This window comes from Sphingomonas sp. Ant H11 (assembly GCF_000797515.1).
Taxonomy (GTDB): Bacteria; Pseudomonadota; Alphaproteobacteria; order Sphingomonadales; family Sphingomonadaceae; genus Sphingomonas.
In genome coordinates this window covers 72,382-87,597 of sequence record NZ_JSBN01000007.1, presented here as the reverse complement: position 1 = coordinate 87,597, position 15,216 = coordinate 72,382, and the positions used below count along the sequence as shown (strand labels likewise).

The following is a 15,216-nucleotide window of genomic DNA, read 5'->3' as shown; positions in this document are numbered from 1 at the left end:
CTCCTCCGTCGAAAGGGGTCATGCGGCCAGCCGCGCGAACGGCCGCTGCAGTCCAAGATGGTCGCGCAGCGTGCTGCCCTCATATTCGGTGCGGAACAGCCCGCGCCGCTGCAGTTCGGGGATGACCCGCCGCGCAAAGTCATCGAGCCCGGCGGGCAAGGTCGGCGGCAGAATGTTGAAGCCGTCGGCTGCCCCGGCCACGAACCACGCTTCGAGCTCGTCGGCGATGTGCGCGGGCGTGCCGATCACCACCTTGTGCCCGCGCGCGCTGGCGACGCGCGCGACAAGCTGGCGGATGCTGAGCCCTTCCGCGCGGGCGGTATCGACGAACAGCTTCTGGCGGCTCTGCCAGCCGTTGGTGGTAGGGGCTTCCGGCACCGGCCCATCGACCGGATAGCCTGACAGGTCCCACCCCATCAGCGTCGAGACAAGGCCGAGGCCAATGCGCGGATCGACCAGATCCTGCAGTTCGTCGTGCAGGGCCTGTGCCTGGTCCGTCGTCTCGGCCACGAACGGCATGATACCGGGCAGGATCACCACCGCATCGCGCGATCGGCCCGCCGCTACCGCTGCCGTGCGCACGGCATCGGCAAAGGTCAGCGCGTCGGCGAGCGATTGCTGCGCGGTGAACACGATTTCCGCCGTGGCCCCCGCCAGTTTGATCCCGTCCGCCGATGAGCCTGCCTGCGCGATGACCGGATGCCCCTGCACCGGACGCCCGGTCTGCGATGGCCCGGCGACGCGGAAATGCGCGCCGACATGGTCGATCGGGCGGACCTTTGCCGCATCGAAGAAGCGCCGTCCGCTTTGGTCGAACAGCAAGGCATCGTCGTCCCAGCTATCCCACAGCGCGCGCACGACATCGAGATATTCGTGCGCCCGCGCGTAGCGATCGGCATGGCCGAGCTGCGCGTCGAGCCCGAAATTGCGCGCCTCGCCATCGGACGCCGAGGTCACGCAATTCCATCCCGCGCGCCCGCCGCTGATCTGGTCGAGCGACGCGAATTTGCGCGCCAGATGATAGGGCGGGAAATAGGTCGCCGACACCGTCGCGACCAGGCCGATCTGCTGCGTTACCGGCGCGAGCGCCGCCAGCAGGGTCAGCGGGTCGAGATAATAAACCGGCGCGATCTGCTCAGCGAGCGGGCCGCCGCCGAAAGCCGCGACATTGTCGGCAAAGAAAAGCGCATCGAACTTCGCCGCCTCGGCGGCTTGCGCCAGTCGGGTATAATGCGCCAGCTCGGTCAAATCCTGCGGGCGTACCGACGGATGCAGCCACGCGGCGAGATGGTGCCCCACCCCCATCAGAAAGGCGCCCAATTTCATCTGCCGCTTGGCCACGCTCAGAACTTGCCCTTGAGCGTCGCGCCGAAGGTGCGCGGATCGCCGAGCACCTTGACGAAGGGGCTGACCGAATTTGCCGCCCCGATCCCGACCGCATAGCGCTTGTCGAAGATGTTGCGCGCCCAGAACAGCAGCGAGTAGCGCCCGTCCGTGCCGTGCAGGCCGATCCCCCCATTGGTCAGGCCATAGGCCCCCTGATAGCCATAAGCCGAAATCGGGTTGAGCAGGTTGGTCGCGCTGCGATAGGTCTGATTGAGATACGCAGTGAGCGCGACGCGACGGCTGATCGGTGCATCATAATTGAGGCTCGCCTGCCCCGACCATTTCGACGAGCCGATGACGCGCTTGCCCGACAGATCGACCGTGGAAACGACGTTGCTAAACTCGATCGGTGCCGGCGCATTGGTGTACGATCGATAGGTCGCGTCGTTGAACGATCCGTTGAGCGACGCGCTGAACCCACCGCCCAGCTTCGCTTCGCCTTCAATCTCGACACCGCGCAGCCGGACCCTGGCGGCATTGCCGAGGAAGTTGCCAAGCGTCGGCCGCGACAGATCGATCTGCGCGGCCTGATAATCCCGAATATCGTTCCAATAAAGGTTGCCGTTCAGCGTTGCGCGGCCACCGAACAGCTTGGTTTTCACCCCGATCTCATAATCGGTCGATTTTTCGGGGTTGATGATGAGGGGTTTGCCCGGCCCCGGCGTCGCGCTCAAATTGGGCGTCGCGCTCAGATTGGCTGCCCCCGACTTCTCGCCATAACTGACCGAGGCATAGAGCAACACAGCATCGCTGATCTTGTACGACGGGTTGACCAGCCACGACCAGCTGTCGGTCGTGCGGCTATCGGCATAGGTCGGAAAGATGCCGCCAAAGGCCGACAGGATCGCGGCGCGCGCCGGCGCGAGCGCGCCCGGCAGCGTCGCGCCGCCGAAGGTCAGGCCCGTATTGGACGCCCGCTTGGTCTCGCGCGTGAAGCGCACGCCGCCGGTAAGGCTGAGCCGGTCAGCAAGATGCCATGTTGCCTGCCCAAAGCCTGCACCGCTGGTGACGTGCAGTGTGCCATATTGATCGTACTCGACCCCGTTGAGGATCGCGGGCGACAACGCCGCCGTCGGCAGCGCGCCGGTCAGGAACCATTTGGTCGAGTCCGCCTGGAAGATCGAGCGGTTGTTGCTGACCAGATCCTCGCGCAGGAAATAGCCACCGACCTGATAGTCGAGCGCGCCGCCGGTCGGCGACGCCAACCGCACTTCCTGCGAATATTGGTCGACATCGACGTCATAGCCCGCCCGCAGAATCGAAAAGGGCGATCCGTCGCTGTCGTTGCGCGGACGAAAGCGCAGTTGCCGCCACGCCGACACCGCCGTCAGCGTATGCGCACCGAGCTTAACGGTCAGTTCGTTGGAAACGCCGGTGACACGGCTGTCGATGCGGTCCTGCGTGTTGAGATCGGCATTGCGCCCGACATCGTAGCTCGGCGTATAGCCGAACAGCCCGCGAACTTTCGTGTCCCAACTGGCAGCGCGCACTGCGCCGTTGGCAAACGTCTTGGCATCGGCGAAATTGGGATAGTAATTGTTATATTCGCTGGTCTCATAATGCTCGGCGATCAGACGGCTGGTGACCGGCCCGCTTTCGAACAGCAATTGCCCGCGCACCGCCCAGCGATTGACGTCGAGATATTTCTGCCCGTCATAGGCATTGCGCGCCCAGCCATTCGACGCGTCGCGATAATAGGTCAGGCGATAGGCCAGCGTGTCGCCAATCACCGGACCCGTCGCATTCGCCCGGATCTGGTAGCGCCCGTAATTGGCATAGCCCGCCTCGAGGTTAAGCTCGGGGGTAAAACTCGGTCGCTTGGTGGTGACGATCAGCGCGCCGATCGTGGTGTTCTTGCCGAGCAGCGTGCCCTGCGGTCCGCGCACCAGTTCGATATGGTCGAGATCGACGAAATCGAGCCAACTGAACCCGACATGGGTGAAAAACACGTTGTCGACGATCAGGCCGACGCCGCCCTCCGCGCCGTCATTGTTGGCGTTGCCGCCAAGGCCGCGCACATAAAGGCCGGATACGCGTGTATTCTGCTGGACCGCCGCGAAATTCGGCAGCTTGGCCGCATAATCGGCGACCCGGTCGAGATGCTGCGCCTGCAGCGTGTCGCCCGAAACCGCAGTAATCGCCGCCGGCACGTCCTGCAGGCGCTCACTCCGCCGCCTGGCGGTGATCAAAAATGTCCGCGGAGCCTTGATCGGCCTGGACGTCTTCGCTCGGCTCGGACCGATCGGCAGGTGCCACTCCCGCCACCCGCGTTTTGCGCATCGGCGTGTGGACTGCCTGCAAGCAGCGCCCCGATCGCGACACCAGAGTAAAATCCTGATCGTACCCAAGTCTTCATTATCGCCCCCAATTTCCCATTAGAATGATAGGAAAATGGAACGTCACAACCGCCTCCCGCCTTTCAACGGTGAAAATTTTTCTTCGCGAGCAGCGAGCCCGCTCCGCTTCGTTCAGAAAATCATCGGGTTAGCCGCAGAAGACCGGCCAAACGTCGGGCCTCGCGCCCCGATGCCTGCAAAGATCGACAAGCCGGATTTTCTCCGGGCACAGCATTTCTTCTGAATTCCCATCGCCGCGATGGTCTATTGAACGGGTGGTAAAAAATGGGACCGGCATGCGGACGTTTGCGCCACCCGGCACCTTGAACCGGGCTCGGCGCTGACCCCGACTCCCGTGCAAATGTCGAGCAGGCCGTCCCCGCTGTTCGGTCGCCGGCTCCCTTTGTTCGGGACCACCGGGGATTGTCGGCTCTCAACCAACAGGAACCACGATGACGGAAACAACCGCATTCCCGACCTCGATCGCCTTTCCGCGCGAATTGGGCATTGTCGTGGAGGGCCTGCAGCACGCCCGGCGCGACTGGCGGGCAAGCCAGGCGCGTCATGCCGAACGTGGCATCCAGTTCCCTTCGCGATTGGCGCTTCGACGGATCCTGCACGAGCTTGGCACCGCGTTGTTCCCGTTGCGGCTAGGGCCGCCCGAACTCACGATCGGCAACGAAAACGCATGGGTCGAGGCCACGCTTGAATCGCCCCTTTCACAACTCGGTGCGCAAATTGCGATTGAGCTGCGCGTTGCGCGGCCCGAGATCGACCGGGTGGCCGAAGGCCTGGAGGTCGAGCGCATTCTCGGCGCATTTACAGCAGGCCTGCCCGACATCCGGCGCGCGCTCGATGACGATGTCGACGCAGGCTACGCCAATGATCCTGCGGCGCGCAGCGTCGATGAGGTCCTGTTGTCCTATCCGTCGCTGGCGGCGATCATCCACTATCGGCTCGCCCACCGCCTGCATCGGCTGGGCGCTCCGCTGGTCGCGCGGGTCATCGCCGAGATCGCGCATGCCGAAACCGGCATCGATATCCATCCCGGCGCGCAGATCGGCCGCAGCTTTTTTATCGACCACGGCACCGGATCGTGATCGGCGAAACCGCAACGATCGGCAACCGTGTGCGGCTGTATCAAGGTGTCACGCTGGGGGGAGAGCCGTTGCCGGCCGGCGGGGCTGCGGCAGCCGTAGAGGGCGGCACGACGCGACGCCACCCCGCGATCGCCGACGATGTCGTCATTTTCGCCGGTGCCGTGTTGCTCGGCCCGATCACGATCGGCGCACGCACACGCATTGCTGGAAATGTGTGGCTGCGCGGCGATGTGCCGCCCGACAGCGTGGTCGAGGCGTCCGTTCCGGTCATCCGCCCAAAGCGGCCCGGCGAATGATGCGCGCAGCCGAGCGGCAATCGCATCGCATGGTTTTGTCAAAGGTGGAGACTTGCATGAAAACCCTGGCCGTCCTTGCTTTCGCATCCGTTTTGGTCACCGGGGCCAGCGCGGCAACGCCAGCCCCCGCTCCGCATGTAGCGGCCGCGACGATCGACGATTTGGCCAAGCCACTGCCCTTGCCCTATGACGAGAAAGCCGATGCGCATGCCGATCTCGCCGCCGCAATCAAACGCGCCAAACGCGAACGCAAACGCCTGTTGATCGACATGGGGGGCAATTGGTGCCCAGATTGTCGGGTACTGGCGGGGATCTTTGCGCTGCCTGAGGTAAGGCCTTTCCTCGATCGTCATTTCGTCATCGTCGAAGTCGATATCGGCCGCTACGACAAGAATCTCGACATCGCCGATCGCTATGGCGCGCACTATGATCGCGGCGCGCCGGCCGTTCTGATCGTCGATCCCAAAACCAACCGCCTGGTCAATGACGGGCATACGCTGGCACTGCGCGATGCCCGGCACATGACGCCGCAGGCGCTTGCGGACTGGCTCGCGCAGTGGACCTGATAGCGCGGCAGCGCGTGCTTGGGCGCTTCGACCACGCCCTCTGCGGCGCGGCGGCATCGAGGCCCTATCCCGTTACCGGCACCTTGGGGACAGCGGCGGGATCGGCCAAAGCCTGGGCCTCCCGCAGCACGCGCAGCGCATTTCCACCCCACACCTTGCCGATATCGGCCGGGCTATAGCCCGCCTTCAGCAACGCTGCGGTGACCTTTGGATAAGCGGTGACGTCGTCGAGGCCATCGACACCGCCACCCCCGTCAAAATCGCCACTGATCCCGACATGATCGATTCCGACCAGCTTTATCGCGTGCAACAGATGCGCCATGAACATGTCGAAATCGGCGCGCGGCGCGGGGAATTTCGCTTCGATCGCCTTGCGCCGGGCGACCAGCGCGCGCTTCTCGGCCACGCTCAGCGTGTCCATCCGCATGTACCCGGCCATCAGTTCCTTGGTCGCGGCGTCACGCCCGGGATTGGGGGCGGGAGGAGAAATCATATAACCGCTATAGGCGTTGACTTGGATCACTCCGCCCTTGGACGCGACGAGCAGCGCGTCCGCGTCCGACACATTGCGCGGATGATCGTGGATCGCGCGCAGGCCCGAATGCGACAGGATGATCGGTGCCCTGGACAAGGCGACGGTCTGCCGCAGCACCTCGTCCGAGGCATGCGAGACATCGATCACCACGCCGAGCCGGTTGGCCTCCGCCACGCTTCGCGCCCCAATGGGGAAAGGCCGTGCCATTGCGGCGTGTCCGTGGCGCTGTCGCCGAGCGCGTTGTTCTTGAAATGGGTAATCCCCATCATCGTAACGCCAAGCCCGCGAAAGGTCTTCATCAGCGAGAGATCACCCTCGAACGGATATCCATTCTCCATGCTCAGGAAAACAAACCGCTTGCCGCGCGCGCGCCCGGATCGCATCGTCAGCGGTCAGCGCGAGCGCGAACACGTCGGAATGTTTGGCGATCATTTCGCGAATTTGCACGGCCCGCCTGATGCCGAAGTCGCGCGCCGCCCGGTCGCCTTCGGGCGTGGCCGGTCCCGACGGGGTATAGATCGCGAAAAAACCGCCATCCACGCCGCCTTCGACCATGCGGGGATAATCCACCTGATCGCCATCGACGCCGACGCTGTGGCGATCCGTTATGCTCCATCCCGGCCGTCCGAGATTGGCAGGCGTGTCGAAATGAGTGTCGAGCACGATCAGTTTCTCATGGATCGCGCGCGCGGGGTCCGCCTTGGGTACGGCCCGTTGGCGAGCGGCGGTGAGCGTGCTGCTCGCCAGCAGGGTCAGCAACAGGCCGCCAATTGCCGCATGGCGCATTCCCGCCCCCGCTCGCGACCGTCCCTTGTCCCCGCGAGCTCGCCCTAACGCCGCTCCCCTTCGCTCCTTCATTTCTTGTGATCCTCATAAAATTCCGGCGGCGGCGGATTGTCCGGCAGCTTCTTGGGGATATCTGCACCACGATTGCCATCCGCGCCAATAGCACCCGGCCCCGGCCCGATATGCGCCGCGTCGACATTGTTCTCGGCGCAGGAATATTCGGTCAGCCCTTCACCCGGCTTGCCCAACACCCAGGTTCGACCGAAGGTGAACGGCCGCGTGTAGAATTTCTTGTCATCCACCAGCAGGTCCAGATGGATGTGATGCAAATCGGGCCGTGTCCAACGCTCGACCGCGTGCATCTCCCCGCTCGCCGGATTGGCGTTTTCGTCGATCCAGATCTTGTCATCCTTGAAGCCGATCGAATCGATGACAAGCGTGTCCCCTTCCCAGGTGCCGACTGGATTGCCGAAGAAGCGTGGCTCGGGGTCAACCTCATGCTGGCGACCGTCCGTGGGAATGAAGCGATGCGTCGAATAGAGATAGAGAAACGCCAGCCGCTTGGGCGTTTGCAGAATCTCGAAGGGCAAACCACTGGCGTCGTGCCGCGGAATACCGCCGAGGATACACAGAGCCTCGGGGTCGATCGTCTTGGTCAGATTGTGCTGCAGCGCCGCCTCGCCCGCCGCTGTCAGCGGTAGTTTGAAGCCGGGCAAATCCTTGCCGATATTGCCACCCGGCTTACCCTTTTCGGGCACCGGCTTCCAATAGCCGGTCAAATCGGGGTGCCCGGCCGCATCCCGCGGGGCCGGCTGCGGTGCGCCGGTCGGCTCCTCGCCGCGGAGCGACGCACCGTCTCCTTCGACCTCGGGCGAGGGCGCGCTGTGGCGGGGCGAATCCTGCGCCATCACGGGCGACGCCAGGCTGGCGAGCAACGCCAGATAGGGCAAGCGGCGGACAATGCGTTTCATGGAAATCCCCTCAAAAGAGCAGGCGGACGAACGGGTTTCAGAGGAAGCCAATGATGCGCCCGCACACGCCCACCCCCAGCCACAGCAACAACGAAATCGGGGCGAGCAACCGGATCAGCGCGGGCGAATGACCGGCCCGGAACGCGAGGCGCTGGACAACGAAGGACGACAGGACCGCGAGCAGCAGCAACACCATCTTCGTGCGGAACGTGTCGTCGAGATAATAGCGGTTGGGCTTGGAGGCGACGAGCAACACGCCCGACACAAGCATGCCCGCCAACGCGGCCAGAAACACCGGTCGAACGGCAGCGACGATCGCCGCGCCATCGCTGCGGCGGAACAGCACCCGGCCTGACGTCAGATTCCCCACCAGCACCGCCCCGCCAAGCACGGCGAGCCCCAGCAAATGGATCGTCTCGACGATCGCAAACCCCCAGGTGGATTCGCGCATAAAACGTCCCCAGCCCGGTCTGGCCGAGCCACAGGAAAAGCGAATGGATCATGACCCGGCCACCCCGATCAATGGAAGTAGGCGATCATGCGACCGCAGACGACGATTCCGGACCACAGCAGGAGCGAGACGGCGGCAGAGATCCTCGCGCCGCGCGGCGTGGCGGTTCCCCGGTCCCACGTCGCCACATGCCGATATGCGGTAAAATGGAAGACCACCAGGTTGGCCCCGGCCAGCAGCAACAGCACCAGCTTCAACTGGAACGCCACACTGCCGGCCAGGCGCACCGCTTCCGACGCGAACAAGGCCGCCCCGCTGAGCGCCATCACGGCAAAGCCGATCCACATCAGCGGTAACAATTGCCCCGCCACCACCGAAACCTGCTCCCGCCGCAAGGCAATGCCCAGCAATCGCAGATCGACGAGGGCGACCGTCCCCACCATCAGCGTCAATGCCAGCACATGCACGCTTTCGACGATGGGAAACGCCCAATCCGACTCGCTCAGCGCGCGCGAAATCGGCAGGTCATGCAACCACTGGCAAAAGGCGAGGACAGACGACATCGCCTCAGCCGTTGCGCGGATCGCCGTCGCCCGGACCGCCATCGCCGGGCGTCCCGCCGTAGATCGAGCGGCCGCTCGGCAGCAGCACGCGCCGCGCGTCGATCGTATGGGATCCGTCCTTGGCCAGATAGCCATCGACCACCAAAGTGTCGCCGATCTTCACGTCGCCCTTTTTCCAGCCGCGCCGCGACAACGCACCGGGGCCGCCGCCCTCGCACGCCCAGGTCGAAACGACGCCGTTGCGCCCCTTTACCTCAAGGTAAAAATAGGAGTGCGGATTGGTCCATTCGATCTTCGTGATCTTGCCGGTCAGGCGAACGGGCTTGGATCCGTCAAATTCGGCGGAAAAGGAATGGTGCGCGGTGGCGGGCACCGCGGCAAGCCCTAGGGCCGCCGCCAATACGAAGCGTGTCTTCGATAGGGTCATGATAAGCCTCCTGCAAAACGAGAAAAAGGAAGGACGATCACGGACGACCAGCGACCGCATCGAAGCGATCGACGGGGGGCAAGGACAGCGGCTTCCCGCGCGGATACCAATAGGCGGCATGGCAGGCCTCGCACGCCGCATCGATAGCCGCACCGGCAGCGATCAGGCGCTCGGGGTTGCGTGCGGTGATCGCGGCCAAGGCCTGCGACCGCCCGCCTCCAGCCGTTGGGCGGCACGGACAAACCGCGCCGGGTCGCGATCGATGTCGGCACGAATCTGGACCGCCGTGCGTGTACCCGGGACCGACGCGTCTGCGAGCGGACTATGCCCATCGCCCCCCACAGCCAGGCCCGGACGCTGAAGCTGGCGCGCGCCCGCAATCAACGTCTGCGCATGCCCCAGAAGCCTGCCCCATTCGGCGGTCGATTGGGGCGCGCGCTGCGCCGTGCCACGCTGCGTCTCGACGGTACCGACCGACGCCCACAACGCATCGGCAGATGGGTCGATCGCCGAATCCATCGTAGACTGAATGGTGATGGGTGCCGCGTTACCCGCCGACGCGCCCTCGACGGCGAGCACGCCAACCAGGAAGGCAGCGCCCGAGAGCCACACGCCAAGGGCCAGCAGGCCCAACCGCTGCCCATAGCCGGAGTGCGCTTCTTGATACTCGATCAGCACAGAATGCGCCCTCCCCTTGCACCCGCCGCCTCCTCGATTACGAATTTCAATTCCTATCTGTCGAGTATGAATTATCTTTTCCAATGCAAATGAATCCCATCCACCGATAGGAAAGGATCGCGAATGCCCGATGAGCACTCGCGTGCCGAAGCTGCGCAACATGACGGGTTGGTTGGTCGCGCTGCCCAGGGGGGACGTCGTCCAGCGGACGGTCAGCGACCTTTTGGTGGAACCTCGACCGCGTCGCCCCACGTGCGACGCGTAGATGGTGCATTGCCGATTCCATCGACAACGCACCGCAGCCGCCAGCATGCAGGGCCATTCGCCTTCTCGTCAAAGGCCCCGGCCACATCGCGGCTCTAGAGCTTGATCGTAAGCCTGCTGTAATAATACCCGCCGTTGATGCCATATGGTGACCAGCTATCGGTCGTCGCGACACCGTTGCCGCCTGCAGCCAATCCCGCCGCATAAGTTATCGGATTGATCTTCTCGGGATAGGTATTGAGCAGATTGGTCCCGCCGACCGACACCCCGATACGGTGGGTGATATCGTAGTGAATATCGAGATCGACGATACCCCGCGTGCCGAACACGTTGTTGACAAAGGCACCGGTGCTTCCACCATCGACATAGACCGATGAGCGGCCGAACAGCGTCCCGCGCAAATCGATCGTCCACTTTTCCTTGCGGAACAGCGTATCAAGCGAGAGCTTCAGCTTGGGCGACACCGTCTCGAGATAGGAAATCGCCCCCTGATCAAGATATTTCTGGCCCGATGCGGCGATCTGCGCTGAGGACGTTGCGATCTTCGTCAGCTTCGTATCGTTGTAATTACCGGTGAGCGTCCAATCGATCGTTGCGTCGCCTGCGAGCGGCGCGCCGTAGTTCACGACCAGTTCGACCCCGCGTGTGCGACTGTTGGCACCGTTGACATAGGTCGAGATCGACGTCGAGGTGACGGTGGGGTCGATTGTGTTGCCGTTCGCCGTAATCGCATCCGTCACGGCTTGCGAGCGGACAATGCGAACGCCACCGATCGTCTGTAGTCCAAAGATGCTGCCGGTGCTGACGATCCGATCCCTGATCGAAATCTGGTAGACGTCCAGCGTCGCGCTGAGCTTGCGCGCCGGATGCAACGCTATACCAGCGCTGAAGTTCGTCGATTTCTCGGGCTTGAGACCAGTGAAGCCGAGCAGGCGCGCGGCCGCGCTGTTCGCGGGCAAGCGAACGCTCGCCGTCGTCGGCGAAACGCTGGTCGCGGAATAATATTGTTCGGCCAGCGTGGGCGCGCGAAACCCGGTCGACACCGTCCCGCGCAGCGCGAACACCGGGGAGACGTCATAGCGTCCGGTCAGCTTGCCGACCAGAGTATTGCCGAAATCGTTGAAATGTTCGAAGCGACCGGCGGCGTCGAGCTGGAGTTTCTCGACCGGCTTGACGGCCAGATCGATATAGCCCGCAACGTTGTTGCGCGAATGCTTTCCGGCATCGGTCAGCGCGAATCCGGGATAGGCGGCGACGCCAACCTTGTAACGGGATGCGGGATCCCCTTCGTGAATTTCATAGGTTTCGCGCCGGAATTCCCCACCGAAAGCAATATTAAGCGGGCTGGCGAGGCCGATGTCGAAACCGCGCGCAAGGTCGAGCGTGTTGGTCCACTGGCTCCCGACGAAATCCCCAACGTGGAAATTGGTCGGGCTGGTGCCGGTATCGGCGACCAGCGAGGTGTTCACCGAATTGTTGTTGTGGATGCGGTTGATGTCCCGTCCATAGGTGGACGACAGATCCCAATGCCAATCGGACAGATCCCCCTTGATCCCGCCCGTCACCGCGTAATCGTCTTCCTCGTCGTCAGCACGGGGGTGAACCCCTGCGGCCAGATCGTCGGCGCGATGCTCGGGAAGCGGTAGTTCTGGCGCGACTGGCCGTAGCGATGACCATAGCTGCCCGATGAATAAACCTCGACAGCGCCCAGCTTCACGCCCGCATTGTAGAAGACGGTGGTCAATTTGTATTTGGCGTCGCCGTAAATCAAATTGAGATGGGGGTAGCCGGGCAGGAGCGGCAAGGCCGGATTGGCGCGATTGGTCGCCGAGAACACGCGCTGATCGGGCCGCCGCGATCGCTATAGTCGTGATAACGGTGTTCCGCCGAAACGTTCAGATAAGAGTCCTTCGACCCGATTCCGTAATTGCCGGCCACCGCAACCGTGGCCCCGTCCCCTTCGCCGTACGCGCCGCCGGATGCGACGAGTTGCCCGCCCTTATAGTTGCTCTTGAGGATGATGTTGATGACACCGGCGATCGCATCGGTGCCATATTGCGCAGCAGCCCCGTCGGTCAGGACCTCGACATGATCGATCGCTGCGGTGGGGATGAAGGCCAGATCGGCGGATGCAGCCCCGCCGAAACCACCGGTACTCCCGACCGTCAGGTTCGACGAGCCATGACGCCGCTTGCCATTGACGAGGATCAGCGCGTGATTGGGGCTTAGCCCACGCAAACGCGCCGACAGCTTCAGATTGCCCGCGTCCCCGCCGAAGGATTGCGCGGTGTAGGACGGCACCGTCGTGTTCAACGCCTGGTTGAGATCGGGTTTGCCGGTGCGCGCAAGACTGTTGGCGTCGATCACCTCGATCGGGGCGGCGCTGTCGACAGCGCGGACCCCCGTCAGGCGCGTGCCCGTGACGATGACATCCTGATCGGAATCGGTGGACTGCACGGGTGGCGGCACGGCGCTGGCCGGGTCTGCGGCATGAGCGGTAAAGGGAGAGAATGCCGACACCAAAAGAGCGGCACGCAACGCTTTGACGGATTTCATATCTGTTCCCCTTTTACTGTCTCCCAAGCTCATTCTGGCGAGCGCCTTCTGTTCGACCGTCCGTCGACAGTGGCATTCGGGATGCGACCCGTTCTTGGGAGTGCGGCACCTTCGGTCCGCAGAAGCGATAATACCCTACTACTTTGATAGGATATAAGGGAGCAAATCTTGCTTGTTCAAAATCAAAAGTTTTCAATCATTTTTTGACACAAGTTATCTATTCGACAAAATGGCGAATACATATGATCGACTTTAGGTCGATATCATTTAATTATTTAGGCAAAAAAACCATAGCTTTGCATTATCTACAAATATATATTTAGTGATTTATATTTGAAAATATCGTCAGTTTTTGACTCGTTATTACGATAGATAAGATGAATTATTATTTACAGTACCGCACCGCCTTCATCGCGACGGTCGCGTGAGTCACGCTGCTCGCTTCTCAATCGCGGAGGTCGTCGTAGCGAGCGTGCGATGGGGCGCATCAGGCGGGTGGGCTCAGAGGCCCGCCCGCCCGCGTCCGCCTTTTGTCCTTCGGCCAAGGGGTGGCCTGATCGTCTTGAACGGTCAGCTCTTGTCCTGATCGCGATACGTCTCGTGACAGCCCTTGCAGGTCTTCCCCACATTTGCCGTCGCGGTCCTGATCGCCTCTAAGTCACCCTTCGCCGCAATCGCAGCGTAGGTCGCCGATGCTTTCGCGAAATCGGCACGCTTGGCGGTGAAATCCGCCGGGTTCTGCCAGATCGCCGGTTTCGCGGCGGTCTGCAGGCCCTGACCAGATTGCGTGCCTGCCGGGAACCAGTTCTCCTTGTTCTGTTGCTGCCCGAGGCGGGTCACGATCGCAGCATTGGCCTGGATCACGGCGAGATCGGGGGTCGCAGTTTTGAGTTGGTCATTGATCGTCTTGAAGGCGCGTCCGATATCCTTGTAATGCGCCTGGCGCGCCGCGATCACATCGCTGGCGGTGGCCGCGATCGCGGCGGTCCCGACGAGCACTGTGGCAAGAGCCGGCAAGATTTGTGTGAGGCGTTTGTATCGCATTTTCTATCTCCCAAGGGCATTCAGAAACAATGTGACAAGTATTGCGGCGTTGGAGGAATAGTTTCGACCGCGTTCAGCCATTGCGCACCACTAACCAAACCAACAACGCAATGACGACCAGCGCGGAGGCGGCGTGCCACCATTTTCCGATCGGGAGCGGTGCCACCGTCTCGACGAACCGCTTCCAGCCTGTCACCATCGGCCCGATCAGATTTTCGCGCTTTGCGAACAGGTAGAACAGCACCGCGACAACATGGATTCCCACGAGGATTTGCAGCGCGGTAAACAAGCGTCCATGCCATTCGGCGAGTGTCCGGCTGGTATCGAAGCTGACCAGCCCCGAAAGCGGCCCCGATTCCAGTCCATCGACATCGGTGACGAACAGACCGAGCAGGCATTGCGCCAGCAGCAGCCCGAGCAGGAGCACAACCGAGATCGCGCCGAGCGGATTGTGGCCGACCGGCGTCGATTGCCCGCGGCCCAAAACCGTACGCCCGTAGCGGAAGATCGCAGCAGGCCCCTTGACGAAATGGGCGAAGCGCGCGGTCGTACTGCCCACAAACCCCCAATAGATGCGGAAAAGGACAAGTGTCAGGAGCGCATATCCGGCGTAGCGATGCCATTCCAGATTGGCGCGATGCGTGTACCATGACACCGCAAAGAGGACGGCGATCAGCCAGTGGACGCCGCGTACCCAGCCGTCCCATATCACCACAGTGTCCGACGAAGGACGAACCTCGTCATCGGCGGTCGCCACCTGTCTTGATTTCCATCTCACCGGAAAATTCATCGCAGACCTGCTATTTCAACGTCTTGAGATGTTCGATGATGGCGGACCGCTCCGCCGGATCGGGCGACGGAGCATCCATGTCGGCACCGGGTGCAAAGGCCTGCGGATCGGCAAGATACTGGTCCAGCACAGCCGACGTCCAGACGCCGCCCTTCGCCTTCAGCGCAGACGAATAGGGAAAGTCCGGTCGGCTTGCCGCCGGCTTGCCGACGACCCCGATCAACGACGGACCGAGTCCGCCGTCGCCATCGCCGTTCACACCATGGCAGCGCGCACAGCGATTTTCGAACAAGACCGCGCCGTGCAGGCGTGTATCGACCGGTTCCGAACCGGCCGCAGCGATCAGGAAGAGCGTCGAAGCACCAGCAAGAACGAAAACACTCCAACGCACAAACACACTCCGAATTCGACCGCCGCGCTTGCAAACGCCCACCGACGCGCCTCTTGCACCGATCTGCTCCAGCGCA

General features: G+C 62.7%; 18 protein-coding genes and 1 pseudogene. 4 read left to right on the top strand and 15 right to left on the bottom strand.

Annotated elements, in window-relative coordinates:
* Positions 1–18 precede the first annotated feature (18 nt).
* Complete coding sequence (locus NW75_RS02140; RefSeq protein ID WP_231564888.1) at positions 19–1,341, bottom strand: LLM class flavin-dependent oxidoreductase; 1,323 nt, start codon at positions 1,339–1,341, stop codon at positions 19–21.
* A 2-nt stretch (positions 1,342–1,343) separates the two neighbouring features.
* Positions 1,344–3,575, bottom strand: a complete 2,232-nt coding sequence (locus NW75_RS02135; RefSeq protein WP_197057687.1) for a TonB-dependent receptor — start codon at positions 3,573–3,575, stop codon at positions 1,344–1,346.
* 202 nt (positions 3,576–3,777) lie between these two features.
* Here NW75_RS02135 and NW75_RS24880 point away from each other — a divergent pair, with 202 nt between their 5' ends.
* From NW75_RS24880 to NW75_RS02120, 4 genes are all read left to right on the top strand, one after another.
* Entirely contained in the window at positions 3,778–3,966 is a 189-nt protein-coding gene (locus NW75_RS24880) for a hypothetical protein (RefSeq protein WP_033963430.1), read from the top strand.
* Positions 3,967–4,174: 208 nt separating this feature from the next.
* A complete protein-coding gene (locus tag NW75_RS25715) occupies positions 4,175–4,822 on the top strand; it encodes a serine O-acetyltransferase (protein ID WP_231564887.1) in 648 nt (215 codons plus the stop codon).
* Complete coding sequence (locus NW75_RS25710; protein WP_231564886.1) at positions 4,819–5,118, top strand: serine O-acetyltransferase; 300 nt, start codon at positions 4,819–4,821, stop codon at positions 5,116–5,118. The genes NW75_RS25715 and NW75_RS25710 overlap by 4 nt, the downstream gene beginning before the upstream one ends.
* A gap of 56 nt (positions 5,119–5,174) precedes the next feature.
* Positions 5,175–5,684, top strand: a complete 510-nt coding sequence (locus tag NW75_RS02120; protein WP_033963487.1) for a thioredoxin family protein — start codon at positions 5,175–5,177, stop codon at positions 5,682–5,684.
* A 64-nt stretch (positions 5,685–5,748) separates the two neighbouring features.
* Here NW75_RS02120 and NW75_RS02115 read toward each other — a convergent pair.
* From NW75_RS02115 to NW75_RS02070, 13 genes and pseudogenes are all read right to left on the bottom strand, one after another.
* Positions 5,749–7,005 (bottom strand): annotated as a pseudogene (locus tag NW75_RS02115) (dipeptidase).
* 68 nt (positions 7,006–7,073) lie between these two features.
* Positions 7,074–7,976 (bottom strand): hypothetical protein, encoded by a 903-nt coding sequence (locus NW75_RS02110; RefSeq protein ID WP_033963428.1) that lies wholly within the window; start codon positions 7,974–7,976, stop codon positions 7,074–7,076.
* Between the two features lie 37 nt (positions 7,977–8,013).
* A complete protein-coding gene (locus NW75_RS02105) occupies positions 8,014–8,427 on the bottom strand; it encodes a DUF6644 family protein (protein WP_052192033.1) in 414 nt (137 codons plus the stop codon).
* A gap of 68 nt (positions 8,428–8,495) precedes the next feature.
* Entirely contained in the window at positions 8,496–8,990 is a 495-nt protein-coding gene (locus NW75_RS02100) for a DUF6644 family protein (RefSeq protein ID WP_033963485.1), read from the bottom strand.
* Positions 8,991–8,994: 4 nt separating this feature from the next.
* Entirely contained in the window at positions 8,995–9,417 is a 423-nt protein-coding gene (locus tag NW75_RS02095) for a DUF6152 family protein (RefSeq protein ID WP_052192029.1), read from the bottom strand.
* 37 nt (positions 9,418–9,454) lie between these two features.
* Entirely contained in the window at positions 9,455–9,616 is a 162-nt protein-coding gene (locus NW75_RS24200) for a hypothetical protein (RefSeq protein WP_156142949.1), read from the bottom strand.
* A complete protein-coding gene (locus NW75_RS02090; protein WP_033963426.1) occupies positions 9,580–10,095 on the bottom strand; it encodes a hypothetical protein in 516 nt (171 codons plus the stop codon). Before NW75_RS02090 ends, NW75_RS24200 begins: the two co-directional genes overlap by 37 nt.
* A 359-nt stretch (positions 10,096–10,454) precedes the next feature.
* On the bottom strand, positions 10,455–11,924 hold the full coding sequence (locus tag NW75_RS24875) for a TonB-dependent receptor domain-containing protein (RefSeq protein WP_197057686.1): 1,470 nt from the start codon (positions 11,922–11,924) through the stop codon (positions 10,455–10,457).
* Positions 11,921–12,163, bottom strand: a complete 243-nt coding sequence (locus NW75_RS24870; RefSeq protein WP_197057685.1) for a hypothetical protein — start codon at positions 12,161–12,163, stop codon at positions 11,921–11,923. The genes NW75_RS24875 and NW75_RS24870 overlap by 4 nt, the downstream gene beginning before the upstream one ends.
* Entirely contained in the window at positions 12,127–12,915 is a 789-nt protein-coding gene (locus NW75_RS24865) for a TonB-dependent receptor plug domain-containing protein (RefSeq protein ID WP_197057684.1), read from the bottom strand. Before NW75_RS24865 ends, NW75_RS24870 begins: the two co-directional genes overlap by 37 nt.
* Positions 12,916–13,485: 570 nt before the next feature.
* Positions 13,486–13,959 carry a c-type cytochrome gene (locus NW75_RS02080; RefSeq protein WP_052192027.1) on the bottom strand — a complete coding sequence of 158 codons (474 nt, stop codon included), beginning with the start codon at positions 13,957–13,959 and terminating at the stop codon, positions 13,486–13,488.
* Between the two features lie 73 nt (positions 13,960–14,032).
* Positions 14,033–14,716, bottom strand: coding sequence for a cytochrome b/b6 domain-containing protein (locus NW75_RS02075; protein WP_052192024.1), 684 nt, complete (start codon positions 14,714–14,716; stop codon positions 14,033–14,035).
* A 43-nt stretch (positions 14,717–14,759) separates the two neighbouring features.
* Positions 14,760–15,140, bottom strand: a complete 381-nt coding sequence (locus NW75_RS02070) for a c-type cytochrome (protein WP_033963478.1) — start codon at positions 15,138–15,140, stop codon at positions 14,760–14,762.
* Positions 15,141–15,216 lie beyond the last annotated feature (76 nt).

What these genes read in the sequence shown, in the direction of transcription:
- NW75_RS24880 (WP_033963430.1), top strand. Translation starts at nt 3,778, where the DNA reads ATGGAACGTCACAACCGCCTCCCGCCTTTCAACGGTGAAAATTTTTCT.
- NW75_RS25715 (WP_231564887.1), top strand. Translation starts at nt 4,175, where the DNA reads ATGACGGAAACAACCGCATTCCCGACCTCGATCGCCTTTCCGCGCGAA.
- NW75_RS02120 (WP_033963487.1), top strand. Translation starts at nt 5,175, where the DNA reads ATGAAAACCCTGGCCGTCCTTGCTTTCGCATCCGTTTTGGTCACCGGG.
- NW75_RS02110 (WP_033963428.1), bottom strand. Translation starts at nt 7,976, where the DNA reads ATGAAACGCATTGTCCGCCGCTTGCCCTATCTGGCGTTGCTCGCCAGC.
- NW75_RS02105 (WP_052192033.1), bottom strand. Translation starts at nt 8,427, where the DNA reads ATGCGCGAATCCACCTGGGGGTTTGCGATCGTCGAGACGATCCATTTG.
- NW75_RS02100 (WP_033963485.1), bottom strand. Translation starts at nt 8,990, where the DNA reads ATGTCGTCTGTCCTCGCCTTTTGCCAGTGGTTGCATGACCTGCCGATT.
- NW75_RS02095 (WP_052192029.1), bottom strand. Translation starts at nt 9,417, where the DNA reads ATGACCCTATCGAAGACACGCTTCGTATTGGCGGCGGCCCTAGGGCTT.
- NW75_RS24865 (WP_197057684.1), bottom strand. Translation starts at nt 12,915, where the DNA reads ATGAAATCCGTCAAAGCGTTGCGTGCCGCTCTTTTGGTGTCGGCATTC.
- NW75_RS02080 (WP_052192027.1), bottom strand. Translation starts at nt 13,959, where the DNA reads ATGCGATACAAACGCCTCACACAAATCTTGCCGGCTCTTGCCACAGTG.